Below are 12,894 nucleotides of genomic sequence, written 5' to 3'. Positions count from 1 at the left end.
CAATCCGGCTGCTACCGCCCCAGCAGATTGCGCTCGACGGTTCTTAGATGCGCCAGCATGGCCTGGCTGGCGCTTTCGGGATCGCGCCGCAGCAGCGCGTCGAGAACGGTCTGGTGTTCGCTGCAATAGATGCCGCGGCGCTCCTCGGAAAAGGAGCGCTTCTTCATCTCGAACCATGGCGCCTGATTGCGCAGGATGCGCATCAGATTGTGGATCTCCTTGAGGAAGTCGTTGCGTGAACAGGCGAAGATGCGGTGGTGGAATTCCGCATCCCAATGCTCGAAGGTCGGCATGTCCTGCGACTCCGAAGCGATCTTGTGGGCCTCGCGCACCGCGTTGAGCTCCATGGCACTGGCATTGGTGGCGGCGAAGGCCGCCGCCGCCGGCTCCAGCAACTGCCTGATCTCCATCATGTCGGCCGGGCTGGTGCCTTCCATGCGGCCGACAACCGCCGCCATCGAAGCGGGGTTGGTGGTGGTCAGGAACGTGCCGCGCCCGACATGCCGCACCACCGTGCCGTCGTCCTCGAGGAAGGAGACGGCGCGTCGCACCGTGTTGCGCGCCACACCGAATTCACTCGCCAGGTCGCGCTCCGGCGGCATGCGGCCATTCTCGATCCATTCGCCTGATGAAATGCGTTTCTTCAGCGCGGTGGCGATATCGTTGGCGACGAGCTTTGGCATGTCTGGCAACTTTTATCTGATCCGATACTGAACCATTGATAGCAGCTTCCGCTACCGTCGTCCATCGGACGGCGCTCTTCAACATCCTATGAAGCGGTGGGGATGACGATCGAATCCTTTTTGGTATGACCAGCTTAGATTCCGCTTGCGGGCTAAACCAATCGGCGCTAGCGTGTAACAAAAGAGCGAAGAATTGGCTCAATATTGGTTCAGTGAGGAACTGGATGCGGGTCGCGACTTTTTCGATCGCCGGTGAACGTCGCGTGGGTCTCGTCGACCTCGATACCCAGACCATCGCCCCTTTCGATTTTACCGTCGACCAGGCCAAATCAGGCATTCTGGCTCTGATCGAGCGCAACGGCGCCGGCCTGCCGCGCGCCCTGTCGCCGATCCCGCTGTCGCAGGTCGAGATCGAAGCGCCGATCCCGCAGCCGCGTCGCAACATTTTCTGCGTCGGCAAGAACTATCACGAGCACGCTCATGAGTTCGCCCGCAGCGGGTTCGATTCCAGCGCCGGCGCCGGCGCCATCCCAAAACATCCGATCATCTTTTCCAAGGTGCCTGAATCGGTCGTCGCCAACCACGCCAGCGTGCTGATCGACCCCTCCGTCTCGACGGCGATAGACTACGAGGCGGAACTGGCGGTGATCATCGGCAAGGGCGGGCGCGGCATTTCGAAGGAGAACGCGCTCGACCATGTCTGGGGCTACACCATCGTCAACGACGTCACCGCGCGCGACCTGCAAGGCAAATACAGCCAGTGGCTGATCGGCAAATCGCAGGACACGTTCTGTCCGATGGGGCCTTGGGCGGTGACCAGGGACGAACTTGATCTGGCGACCGCCGGTATCAGGTGTTTCGTCAATGAGGATCTGCGCCAGAATTCGCAGATATCGCTGCTCATCTTCGACATTCCGACCATCATCGCCACGCTGTCGCAAGGCATCACGCTGAAGCCTGGCGACATCATCGCCACCGGCACGCCGGTTGGCGTCGGCATCGGCTTCGATCCACCGAAATACCTCAAGGCCGGCGACGTCGTGCGCATCGAAATCGACGGCATCGGCACGCTGGAAAACCGCTTCGCGGAGCACGCGCAATGACCACGGTGACAGTTGGCCAGGTCGTTGCCGAAGTCGTCGGCGAGGGTGCGGCCGTGGTGATGATCCACGGCCTCGGCGGCACATCCAACATGTTCCAGCCGCAGATGGCGACGCTTTCCGGCTATCGCGTCATCCGGCTCGATCTGCCGGGCTCCGGCCGTTCGCCGCGTCCGATCGAGCCGCTGACCATCGAAGGGATGACCGAGGCTGTCATTCGCGCCATGGCCGGCATGGGGGTCACGACTGCACATTTCGTCGGTCATTCGATGGGCACCATCGTTTGCCAGCAGATTGCCGTGACGCAGCCTTCGCTGGTCACGTCGCTGGCCCTATTTGGCGCGCTGGCGGAGCCGGCCGAAGCAACCAGGCAAGGGCTCGGCAACCGGGCGCGGCTGGCCCGCTCGGGCGGTATTGCCGACATCGCCGACCAGATCGTCGCCAATGCGATGTCGGCGCATACGAGGGAAACCTCGCCGGCTGCCGTCGCCTTCGTGCGGGAGTCGATCACGCGTCAGGATCCGGAATCCTATGCCCGCACCTGCGAGGCGCTGGCCAAGGCGACTGCGGTCGACACGCGCCGTATCTCGGCGCCGACTTTGCTGGTCACCGGCGATGCCGACACGGTCAATCCGGCTGGTGTCGGGCAGGCGCTTGCCGACAAGATCAAGGGAGCCATATTCTCGTCCCTGGATCGGTGCGGGCACTGGGCCACGGTGGAAAGCCCGCGTGAAAGCAGCCAGAAGCTCGCCGATTTTTTGAGACGGGTTGATAGGTGAGGATTTCAGATCGGGCGTAGAACTACGCGCTCGGCAAGTTGGGAGGCTTGTGATGGCAGACGACAGCTGGAACGGCAACGGCTCGAACGGCACGCTGTTCACCAATGTGCGCGTGCTCGATGCGACCGGTGAATATCCATACACCGGCGAGGTGCTGGTGCAGGGCAACCGCATCAAGCAGATCACCAAGGGCTCGTCGCGCTTCGGCTCGTCCTCGTCGTCCTCCTACAGCGGTGGTGCAACCGTCATCGACGGCATGGGTGCGACGCTGATGCCGGGTATGATCGACGCGCATCTGCATCTGTCCTGGAACAACGCGCCGGGCATTGACCCGATCCAGATGATGGAAATCGAGGAGCATATGCTGGTCACCATGGAAATGGCCAAGCTGGTGCTCGATGCCGGCTTTACCGCCGGCCGGGGCGCTGCCGCAGCCAAGCCGCGCCTTGATGTCGTCGCGAAAAAGTTCATCAACCAGGGCCGCTTTCCCGGACCGCGCTACCTCGCGGCGGGGCCGGAGATCACCACGGTCGGCGGCCTCGGCGATTCCTCGCCATCACACATTCCGCATGAAGGCCTCAATCTCGGTATCGTCGTCTCCGGCCCGGAGGAAATCCGCCGCACCGTACGCCAGCTGATCAAATACGGCGTCGATTCGATAAAACTCAACCTGTCCGGCGAAAGCATCACCGGCATGGGCGCCGAGGAGACGCCGATGTCGGAAGAGGAGGTCGCCATGGCCGCCTCCGAGGCGCGCTGCCGCAACAAGGTGCTGTCGGCGCATGCGCGCTCGTCCGGCTCGGTCAAGCAGTGCGTCCGCCACGGCATCCAGAACATCTACCATGCCTCGTTCGCCGACGAGGAAGCGCTCGACATGCTCGAGGCGGTCAAGGACAAGCATTTTGTCGCGCCCGGCATCGCCTGGCTGATCAACACCGCTCGCCATGCCGAGCAATGGGGCATCAAGCCCGGCTCGCCGCTGTCGCTCGAATATGAGCGCGAGCTCGAAATGTGCATCGACACGATGAAGAAGATGCACCGGCGCGGCATCCGCGTCTTGATCGGCGGCGACTACGGCTTTGCCTGGACGCCGCAAGGCACCAACGCCAAGGACATCCAGACCTTTGTCGAGATGCTTGGCTTCTCGCCGATGGAAGCGATCCAGGCCGGCACCAAGTATGGCGGCCAGATCATGAACATGGGCGACGAGCTCGGCATGATCAGGGAAGGCTATCTCGCCGACATGCTGCTGATCGACGGTGATCCGATCGCCGACGTGCGCATCCTGCAGGACAAGAACCGCATCCTCGCCATCATGAAGGACGGCAAGTTCCACAAGGCGCCGCGCATGAACGAACAGCGCCGGCGGCTCACGGCATGAGCCTGCTCGACCAGCCATCTCGGTCGCTCTCGGGTGGCGGCATGACACGTCGCCAGGCCTGGAGCCTCGTCGGCCTGCTTGCCGCCGCTGTCGTCGCGTGGCTGGTCTTCGCCGTCTGGCCGGATTGGCTGAACGCGATCCTGATTTCGAAGAAGGCCTTCGTCAGCGCCATCCTCAACGGCATCACGCTGGCCGGCCTCTATTTCCTCGTCGCCAGTGGCTTCACGCTGATCTTCGGCTTGATGCGCAACGTCAATCTCGCGCATGGCTCGCTCTATCTGCTCGGCGCCTATATCGGCTACGAGGTCACCAACCGCACCGGCTACTGGCTGCTCGGCGTCGCCGCCGGCTTCGCCGTGCTGGCCATCGTCGGCGTCGTCATGCAGGTTTTCGTCTTCCGTCGCCTCGAAGGTGACGATTTGCGCCAGACCCTGGTCTCGATCGGCATCTCGATCGTCGCGGCCGACCTGATGCTGGCGGTGTGGGCCGGCGGCACTTACCAGATCACCACGCCGGAATGGCTTGACGGTGCCTTGACGCTGCCGATCATCACCGCGGTACGCTCCAACGGCGCCTCGGTCTTCCTCACCTATCCGCTCTACCGCGTCGTCGTGCTGGCGGCGGCGATCGTCATCGGTGTCGGCCTCTGGCTGATGCTGCACAAGACCCGCGTCGGCATGATGATCCGCGCCGGCGTCGACGACCGTGCCATGCTGCAGGCTTCCGGCGTCAATGTGCATGCGGTGTTCGCCATCGTCTTTGCCGTCGGCGCCGGGCTTGCCGGCTTTGCCGGTGTCGTCGGAGGCTCCGCACTGTCGGTCGCGCCCGGCGAGGATGTGCGCTATCTCCTGGCGTCGCTGGTCGTCGTCATCGTCGGCGGCATGGGCTCGATCACCGGGGCAGCCATCGGCGCACTGCTCATCGGCCTCGCCGAGCAGATCGGCCTCGTCTACTTCCCGACCTACGGCATCGTGCTGACTTTCGTCATCATGGTGGTGACGCTGGCGGTCCGGCCGCAAGGCATCATGGGGAAGGCGAGATGAGCCTGGCCATCGCCACCACCGGCGCAACGCAGCAGAACTGGCTGGAGAAGCTCGGCGCCGGCCACATCATCCTGGCCGTCGCACTCGTGCTTTATCCCCTGGTGGCGTCCGATTTCTTCCTGACCCAGATCGGCGGTTATTCCCTGATCTTCGGCATGCTCGGCCTGTCGCTGATGCTGCTCGCCGGCTATGGCGGCATGGTCAGCCTGGCGCAGATCACCGTCGCCGGCATATCGGCCTACGCCATCGCCATTCTCGGCAACAACAATTCCAACGTCCTCGGCTTGGGCTGGCAGTGGTGGCTCGCAGTGCCGTTCGCCCTCCTTGCGGCGGCATTGGCGTCGGCGCTGATCGGCTGGATCTCGGTGCGCACCGAGGGCATCTACACCATCATGATCACACTGGCGATCGCCACCGCGACCTTCTATTTCGCGCAGCAGAACTACGCCATCTTCAACGGCCATTCCGGCTATGCCGGCATCCGCGCGCCGGTCTTCTGGGGCGTCAACTGGCGTGACCCCAGGCCGTTCTACTATCTCTGCCTTGGACTGGCCGTGCTGTCCTACGCGGCGGTGCTCTATGGCTCGCGCTCGACCTTCGGCATGACCTTGCAAGCGATCCGCGACAATCCGCGCCGCATGCGCGCGCTGGGCTACCATGTCACCGCGCACAAGGTGTTTGCCTGGCTGCTGGCTGGCTTTATCGCCGGACTGGCCGGCGTGCTGCTGGTCTGGTTCAACGGCCGTGTCTCGCCCGGCACCATCGGCGTCGATGCGGCGATCGACGTGCTGATCATTGCTGTCATCGGCGGCCTGCGCCATCCGATCGGGCCATTTCTCGGCGCGGTCGTCGTTATCCTGATGCAGACCTTCGCCATCGACATCGTCGGCGCCGAGCGGTTCAACACGCTGATCGGCATGGTGTTTCTGGTGATCGTCTTCGTCTCACCGGATGGAATTCTTGGGTTGTGGGGGAGGATCAAGCCACATCTTGTCCAGGAGTCCTTGCGTCACGGACCGTAGCAACCGGGATGGAATGAACCACTGCAAAACGAAATCAACGGGAGGAAAATCATGAGGATGCATAGACGTACTTTACTGGCGCTCGCGGTGTTCACCGGGCTGACGGCGCCTTCGATGGCGCTGGCTGCCGACGACACCATCAAGATCGGCCTGCTCGCCACTTTCGAGGGACCGTTCACGGTGCTGGGCGAAGACGGCGAGCGCGGCGCCATGACCGCGGTTGCTGAGATGAACGGCACCGTTGCTGGCAAGAAGATCGAGATCGTCAAGGGTTCGTCCGACGCCTCGCCCGACAGTGCGGTGCGCGCGGCGCGCAAGCTGGTCGAACAGGACGGCGTCAAGGTGCTGGTCGGCCCGCTCTCGGGTGACGAAGGTCTTGCCGTCAAGGACTACGCCAAGACGCAGCCGAACGTGACCTTCATCAACGGCACCTCGGCCGCACAGGACACCACGCTGCGCGATCCGGCGGAAAACTTCTTCCGCTTCTCCACCGATGGCGCGCAATGGATGGCCGGCCTCGGTACCTATGCCTTCAAGGACAAGGGCTACAAGAGGGTCGCCACCGTCGCCGAGGATTATTCCTTCCCCTACACGCAGGTGTTCGGCTTCATGGCCGAGTTTTGCAAGGCCGGCGGCCATGTGCCGTCGAAATCCTGGGTGCCGATCGGCAACAAGGATTTTTCCTCGGTCATCGCCGCCATTCCGGAAGACGTCGATGCGATCTATGTCGCGCTCGGCGGCGCCGATGCGGTCAACTTCCTGACCCAGTACCAGCAGGGCGGCGGCACCGCGCCGCTGATCGGCGGCTCGATCACCGTCGACCAGACGGTGCTGACCTCGAAAGGCAAGTTGAAGGACGTGCTGAAGGGCACGCCCTCGGCCGGCCCGACCGCCGACACCAATGACGCGCCGGCCTGGAAGACCTTCGTCGAAGCCTACAAGAAGCAGCCGGGCGCGTTTCCGTCGCCCTCGCTCTTCGCCCATGGCTACTATGTCGACATGAAGGCGACGCTGCTTGGTCTCGACCAGGTTGGCGGCGACGTTTCCGACGGCGGCAAGAAGCTGCGCGACGCGCTGTCGAAGCTCTCCTTCGACACGCCGACCGGCAAGGTGTCGCTCGACAAGAACCGCAACGCCATCGCCGACATCTTCCTGACCGAGGTCACCGAAGGCGCCGACGGCAATCTCCTCAACAAGCTGGTCAAGGTCGTGCCGCAGGTCAATCAGACACTCGGCATTCCCGAAGACGAGTTCATGAAGCTCGGCGCGGTCAACCGCGACAATCCGAGCTGCCCGTAACATCCGACTTTGAGTGCAGCCGCCAGTGACCGAAAGCTTCGCAGCAAACCGTCTCCAGAGCACCGGCGCCTATGCGCTGGAGCTCGATGGCGTGGCGAGGCATTTCGGGGCGCTGGTGGCACTCTCGGGCATCAATATGAGGATCGCGGCTGGCGAACGGCGCGCGGTCCTCGGCTCCAACGGCGCCGGCAAGACCACCCTGTTCAACGCCGTAACCGGCGACTTCATGCCGACCGCAGGGCGTATCCGTTTCTTCGGCGAGGACATCACCGACCTGCCGCCGCATGAGCGCATCCGGCGCGGCCTGCGCCGCACCTATCAGATTTCACAATTGTTCAAGGGCCTGTCGGTCCTCGATTCCATCTTTCTCGCTTGTCGCGGCGTGTCGCGCCGCCGATTCTCGCTGCTGCGCCCAGCGGCAAACGACGTCAACATGGTGCAGGCGGAATCGATCCTCAACGCCGTGCATCTCGAAACCTATCGCGACACGCTGGTGGCGACGCTGAGCCACGGCCAGCAGCGCCAGCTGGAAATTGCGCTGGCGCTGGCCGGCGCCCCGCGCTTTATCCTGTTCGACGAGCCGGCCGCCGGCCTGTCACCGACCGAGCGCCGCGACCTCGTCGCCATCCTCAACGCGCTGCCCAAGCACATCGGCTACATCATCATCGAGCATGATCTCGATGTCGCGCTGCGCGTCTCGGAATATGTCTCGATGATGCACAATGGCCGCCTGTTCAAGGAAGGCACGCCGCAGGAAATCGAGGCCGATCCCGAGGTGCAGGAGATCTATCTCGGGGGCAAGCATGGCTGAGCGCCCCGGGAAGATAGCCAGGGCAATGCTGCGGATAGACGATCTGCAGGTCTTCTACGGTGAAAGCCATGCGCTGCAGGGCGTTTCATTGACATTGGAAAGCGGCGTGCTGTCGGTGGTCGGCCGCAACGGCATGGGCAAGTCGACGCTCTGCAACACCATCGTCGGCTTGAAGCGGGCCAAGTCCGGTTCGATCCGCGTCGACGGCCGCGAGATCACGTCGCTGGAGCCGCACGAAATCCACCGTCTTGGTGTCGGTTATGTCCCGCAAGGCCGCCGCGTCTGGCCGAGCTTGACGGTCGACGAGCATTTGCGCCTTGCCGCCGGCAACAGGCGCGATGCCAGCTGGACGGTCGAGCGCGTCTACCAGACCTTTCCGCGCCTGGCCGAGCGCCGCGGCAATGGCGGTTCGCAGCTGTCGGGCGGCGAACAGCAGATGCTGGCGATTGCGCGGGCGCTGCTCAGCGATCCGAAACTGCTGGTCATGGACGAGCCGACCGAGGGCCTGGCGCCGGTCATCGTCGACCAGGTCGAGCAGATGCTGGTCGACCTCGCCGCCGAAGGCGAGATGGCGGTGCTGGTCATCGAGCAGAATATCGGCGTGGCGACCGCGGTATCCAGCCAGGTCGCCATCATGGTCAACGGCCGCATCAACCGGTTGATGGACGCGAAAGCACTTGCCGCCGACCGCGAGTTGCAGCAGCGGCTGCTTGGCGTCGGCCGCCATGCCGAGGAAGCACCGGTCACGCAGGCGGACGCGGCGCAAGCCAGGGAACAACTGGCAGAAGTCTATCGCGTTGACCGCACTGGCGCCGGCACGGCCGAGCCGATGCCGCAGAACGGCGTCTATCGCCCGGTCACCGACTTGCCCAACCGCTGGAACGTGCCGGTCACCGAATTGCGGCAGGCGGCGGTCGACAGGACAGCACCTCAGGACGATCTGAAAAAGGTCTTCGCCATCCCCTTTGCCGAGCGCATCGGCAGGACAGTTCTGGTCGTCGGCACCTTCGACACCAAGGGCAAGGAATTGCGCTTCATCGCAGATCGGCTGAAGTCGCTCGGCATTTCGGTGCGCACCGTTGATCTCTCGACCTCAGGCAAACCGACAAGCGCCGACGTGCCCGCCATGCAGGTGGCCGGCATGCACGCGCGGGGATCATCAGCGGTCTTCACCAATGATCGCGGTGGCTCGGTCAGCGCCATGGCTGACGCCTTCGCGCGCTGGATCGAGCGCGAGCCGCGCATCGGCGGCGTCATCTCGGCCGGCGGCTCCGGCGGCACCACGCTGGCGACTGCTGGCATGCGCGTGCTGCCGGTTGGCATCCCCAAGCTGATGGTGTCGACAGTGGCGGCCGGCGATGTCGCCAAATATGTCGGCGGCGCCGACATCATGATGTTCCATTCTGTCGCCGATGTGCAGGGGCTGAACTCGATAACGGAACAGGTGCTGTCCAACGCCGCGCACGCCATGGCCGGCATGGTTGCGCAACTGCCCAACGCCGAGGCGTGGGAAGCAAGACGCAAACTGGCGCGGCCAGCTGTCGGCATCACCATGTTCGGCGTCACCACGCCTCTGGTTCAAGCGGTGACCAAACGGCTTGAGGCCGACTATGATTGCCTCGTCTTCCACGCCACCGGCATCGGCGGGCGGGCGATGGAAAACCTCGGCGATTCCCGCCTCCTGTCGGCCTTCCTCGATCTCACCACCACCGAAGTCGCCGATATGATCGTCGGCGGTGTCTTCCCGGCGACGGAAGATCGCTTCGGCGCGGTGATCCGCACCGGACTGCCCTATGTCGGCTCGACCGGCGCGCTCGACATGGTCAATTTCGGTCCGCGCGACAGCGTTCCGGAGAAATTCCGCAGCCGCAAATTCGTCATCCACAATCCCAACGTCACGCTGATGCGCACGACGCGCGACGAGAACCGCGCCTTTGGCGAATGGATCGGCGCGCGGCTCAACGCCATGAACGGTCCGGTGCGCTTCCTGCTTCCCGAAGGCGGCGTCTCGATGCTCGACGCACCCGGCCAGCCTTTTCACGACCCGGAAGCCGACAGCGCTCTGTTCGAGGCGATCGAGAAGACCGTTCGCCGCACACCGCTGCGCCATGTCGAGCGGGTGCGGGCCAACATCAACGACGCGCCTTTCGTCGACGCGGCGATCGCTGCATTCCACGCGATCACGCCGAAGCTGCAGAGGCGGGCATGAAGAATTGGACTTCGCCACCGTGCGGGTGGATGTTTGAAAACACTGCCGGTCGCCCCGTGCCGACCGTATTGTCTTGGGGAGGATAGATCATGGACGCGCAGACCTTTGGCGCTTTCCTGTTGTGGCTGATCATTGCCGCGGTCGTCGTGGTGATTGCCGTCTACATCTTGCGCTGGCTCTACCGCCGCTCGACCAAGGAGACGGCGTTCGTGCGCACCGGCTTCATGGGCGAGAAGGTGGTGGTCAATGGCGGTGCTTTCGTCATCCCGGTGCTGCACGAAATCACGCCGGTCAACATGAACGTGCTGCGCATCGAGGTGCGCCGCGAGGACGTGCATGCGCTGATCACCAGGAATCGCATGCGCGTCGATTTGATCGCCGAGTTCTTCGTGCGTGTCGGCGCCAGTCGCGAACTGGTTGCCGCCGCCGCCCAGACGCTTGGCCGCCGCACGCTGCAGCCCGACAGCCTGCGCGAATTGCTGGAGGGCAAGTTCGCCGGCGCCTTGCGCACCGTCGCTGCCCAGATGACGCTGGAAGAAATGCACGAGTTGCGCGGCGACTACGCCGCCAAGGTGCGCAGGCTCGCCGAAGAGTCGCTTGCCGCCAACGGTCTTGAGTTGGAAAGCGTCGCCATCGTCGATCTCGACCAGACCAGCCTCGAATATTTCGACCCGTCCAACGCCTTCGACGCCGAAGGCCTGACGCAGCTGACGGAATCGATCGAGACCAGGCGCCGCATGCGCAACGAGATCGAGCAGCGCACGCTGGTCGACATTCGCAACCAGAACCTCGACACCCAGCGCAAGGTGCTGGAGATCGATCGCGACAGCGAATATGCCCGCCTCGAACAGGAGCGGGAGGTCGAAATCCGCCGCGCCGCGCAACGATCTGAATTGGCCATCGACCGGGCGCTGCGCGACCAGGAATCCGAGCAGGCGCAGCTTTCATCACGCGAGGCGGTCGAGAAATCGCGGCTCAACCAGGAGCGCAACATCACCGAGGAGCGCATCAAGAGCGAGGAAGACACGCAACGCCGCGAGATCGCGCGCCGCCGTTCGCTCGACGAGACCGAGATGAAGATGCGCGAACTGACCGAGCGCGAGCAGATCGCGCTCGAACTGTCGCTGGAGAAGGCCCGCATCGAGCGCGAGGGCACTCAAAGCCAGCTCGAGATCGAGCGCAAGAAATTGCTCGAAGTCGCCGAACTGGAACGCCAGATCGCGCTCGCCGAAAAGGCGCTGGAAGTGACGAAGGCCGAGGCGGAAAAGCGCCGCGCCGAAATCGTCGAGAACCAGGCGACCGAGACGGCGCGGATTGCGCAGGACTGTGCCATCGACGAGGTCAGGATCGCAAGGGAGCGTCATCTCGAAGCACTGCAGATCGCCAAGCGCCAGGCCTTCGAGGAGGCCGAGATTTCGGCCGGCGAAGAGGTCGAGCGGGCCCGTATCACCACCGAGCGCGGCATCGAGGAAGCGCGGCTGATCAAGGATCGCGACATCAGGCAGATGGGCGTGGAGCGCGACCAGAAGATCGAGATCGCCGAGATCCAGAAAGCGATCGACATCGCCAAGAAGACGCAGGAGCGGTCTTCCGCGATCGCGGCTTCGGAAGCCGTGCGAGCCAAGGCCGTTCAGGCCGAGGAGCAGGCCTTCACCGCCCGCGAACGCGAGATCGCCGAGCGCCGCAAGCTGACCGACCTGATCGGTGCTCAGCGCGAAGCCGAACGTGAGGCACTGCGCATCACATCCGCAGCCGACGCCGAGATGAAGGCGGCGAAGAGCCTTGCCGAAGCGCAGAAGATCGCCGCCGTCGCATCGGCCGAGTCGGAGAAGATCCACGCCCTTGCCGCCGCTCAGCGTTACGAGGTCGATGCGGCTGGCCATCGCCAGCTCAACGAGGCCGAGAATATTCTTTCCGAGGGTGCGCGTGCCGGGCGCCTGCGCGGCAAGCTGCTCGACCACATGGAAGGCATCATCCGCGAAAGCGTCAAGCCGATGGAGAAGATCGACGGCATCAAGATCCTGCATGTCGACGGCCTCAACGGCGGCACGGGCGGCAACCGCAACGTCACCGACGAGGTCATCGACTCGGCACTGCGCTACCGTGTGCAGGCGCCGATGATCGACAATCTGATGAAGGAGATCGGCATCGAAGGCGGCTCGCTCGGCCGCATGACCGACGTGCTGCGCGACGCCAAGGATATTTCCAGCCTGACCCGCGACAAGAAGGGCAAGGGCAAACCCGCCAAGGACGACGATGACGACCGCGATCACTGAGGTGAGGGCGGTGATTCCTTGCGCTTCGTTGGGCCGCGCGAGACGACGTCTTGCGCCTGATTGCCAAGCTGCGTCGGCTCGCCATGATTGCCAAGTGGTTCCCCCACTCCGTCGCTGCTTCGCAGCGCCACCTCTCCCCCCTCCGGAGGGAGAGGAAGGGAGCCCGCCGCGGACGGTTCGCGCCGTTCCTCTCCCCCGTCGATCGGGGGAGAGGTGTCGAGCGAAGCTCGACGGAGTGGGGGTCGATCTGGCGCGGCGCGAGACAATGCATGCGCGGACTTCCATGCCCAT

At 64.0% G+C, this 12,894-nt stretch carries 10 protein-coding genes; 9 read left to right on the top strand and 1 reads right to left on the bottom strand.

From position 1 onward, the window contains the following. Nucleotides 1–11 precede the first annotated feature (11 nt). Complete coding sequence (locus AC1D05_RS04315) at nt 12–683, bottom strand: FadR/GntR family transcriptional regulator (RefSeq protein WP_287387672.1); 672 nt, start codon at nt 681–683, stop codon at nt 12–14. 224 nt (nt 684–907) lie between these two features. Between AC1D05_RS04315 and AC1D05_RS04310 the strand changes: the two genes are divergently transcribed. The 9 genes from AC1D05_RS04310 to AC1D05_RS04270 all read left to right on the top strand — a co-directional run bounded on the left by AC1D05_RS04310 (nt 908) and on the right by AC1D05_RS04270 (nt 12,603). Then, nucleotides 908–1,786 carry a fumarylacetoacetate hydrolase family protein gene (locus AC1D05_RS04310; RefSeq protein WP_477438526.1) on the top strand — a complete coding sequence of 293 codons (879 nt, stop codon included), beginning with the start codon at nt 908–910 and terminating at the stop codon, nt 1,784–1,786. After that, on the top strand, nt 1,783–2,562 hold the full coding sequence (locus tag AC1D05_RS04305; RefSeq protein WP_477438524.1) for an alpha/beta fold hydrolase: 780 nt from the start codon (nt 1,783–1,785) through the stop codon (nt 2,560–2,562). Before AC1D05_RS04310 ends, AC1D05_RS04305 begins: the two co-directional genes overlap by 4 nt. Nucleotides 2,563–2,614: 52 nt before the next feature. Continuing rightward, nucleotides 2,615–3,943 carry a metal-dependent hydrolase family protein gene (locus tag AC1D05_RS04300; RefSeq protein WP_477438522.1) on the top strand — a complete coding sequence of 443 codons (1,329 nt, stop codon included), beginning with the start codon at nt 2,615–2,617 and terminating at the stop codon, nt 3,941–3,943. Beyond that, on the top strand, nt 3,940–4,986 hold the full coding sequence (locus tag AC1D05_RS04295) for a branched-chain amino acid ABC transporter permease (protein ID WP_477438520.1): 1,047 nt from the start codon (nt 3,940–3,942) through the stop codon (nt 4,984–4,986). The genes AC1D05_RS04300 and AC1D05_RS04295 overlap by 4 nt, the downstream gene beginning before the upstream one ends. After that, nucleotides 4,983–6,008: a branched-chain amino acid ABC transporter permease gene (locus tag AC1D05_RS04290; protein WP_477438518.1), complete on the top strand. Its 1,026-nt coding sequence runs from the start codon at nt 4,983–4,985 to the stop codon at nt 6,006–6,008. The genes AC1D05_RS04295 and AC1D05_RS04290 overlap by 4 nt, the downstream gene beginning before the upstream one ends. 51 nt (nt 6,009–6,059) lie before the next feature. Beyond that, the gene (locus AC1D05_RS04285; protein WP_477438516.1) at nt 6,060–7,307 is read left to right on the top strand and encodes an ABC transporter substrate-binding protein; all 1,248 of its coding nucleotides are present in this window, start codon (nt 6,060–6,062) and stop codon (nt 7,305–7,307) included. Between the two features lie 25 nt (nt 7,308–7,332). Then, the gene (locus AC1D05_RS04280) at nt 7,333–8,118 is read left to right on the top strand and encodes an ABC transporter ATP-binding protein (RefSeq protein WP_477438514.1); all 786 of its coding nucleotides are present in this window, start codon (nt 7,333–7,335) and stop codon (nt 8,116–8,118) included. Next, entirely contained in the window at nt 8,111–10,327 is a 2,217-nt protein-coding gene (locus AC1D05_RS04275) for a Tm-1-like ATP-binding domain-containing protein (RefSeq protein ID WP_477438512.1), read from the top strand. The genes AC1D05_RS04280 and AC1D05_RS04275 overlap by 8 nt, the downstream gene beginning before the upstream one ends. Nucleotides 10,328–10,416: 89 nt before the next feature. Further along, nucleotides 10,417–12,603 (top strand): flotillin domain-containing protein, encoded by a 2,187-nt coding sequence (locus AC1D05_RS04270; RefSeq protein ID WP_477438510.1) that lies wholly within the window; start codon nt 10,417–10,419, stop codon nt 12,601–12,603. Nucleotides 12,604–12,894: the final 291 nt, after the last annotated feature.

It is taken from the genome of Mesorhizobium sp. P2_E9 (assembly GCF_056403815.1).
Note: the sequence above shows the minus strand (reverse complement) of the source record. Positions and strands in the feature narration are given on the sequence as shown.

Bases quoted from the DNA above. Each gene is read 5' to 3' on its own strand.
- AC1D05_RS04315 (WP_287387672.1), bottom strand. From the start codon at position 683: ATGCCAAAGCTCGTCGCCAACGATATCGCCACCGCGCTGAAGAAACGC.
- AC1D05_RS04310 (WP_477438526.1), top strand. From the start codon at position 908: ATGCGGGTCGCGACTTTTTCGATCGCCGGTGAACGTCGCGTGGGTCTC.
- AC1D05_RS04305 (WP_477438524.1), top strand. From the start codon at position 1,783: ATGACCACGGTGACAGTTGGCCAGGTCGTTGCCGAAGTCGTCGGCGAG.
- AC1D05_RS04300 (WP_477438522.1), top strand. From the start codon at position 2,615: ATGGCAGACGACAGCTGGAACGGCAACGGCTCGAACGGCACGCTGTTC.
- AC1D05_RS04295 (WP_477438520.1), top strand. From the start codon at position 3,940: ATGAGCCTGCTCGACCAGCCATCTCGGTCGCTCTCGGGTGGCGGCATG.
- AC1D05_RS04290 (WP_477438518.1), top strand. From the start codon at position 4,983: ATGAGCCTGGCCATCGCCACCACCGGCGCAACGCAGCAGAACTGGCTG.
- AC1D05_RS04285 (WP_477438516.1), top strand. From the start codon at position 6,060: ATGAGGATGCATAGACGTACTTTACTGGCGCTCGCGGTGTTCACCGGG.
- AC1D05_RS04275 (WP_477438512.1), top strand. From the start codon at position 8,111: ATGGCTGAGCGCCCCGGGAAGATAGCCAGGGCAATGCTGCGGATAGAC.
- AC1D05_RS04270 (WP_477438510.1), top strand. From the start codon at position 10,417: ATGGACGCGCAGACCTTTGGCGCTTTCCTGTTGTGGCTGATCATTGCC.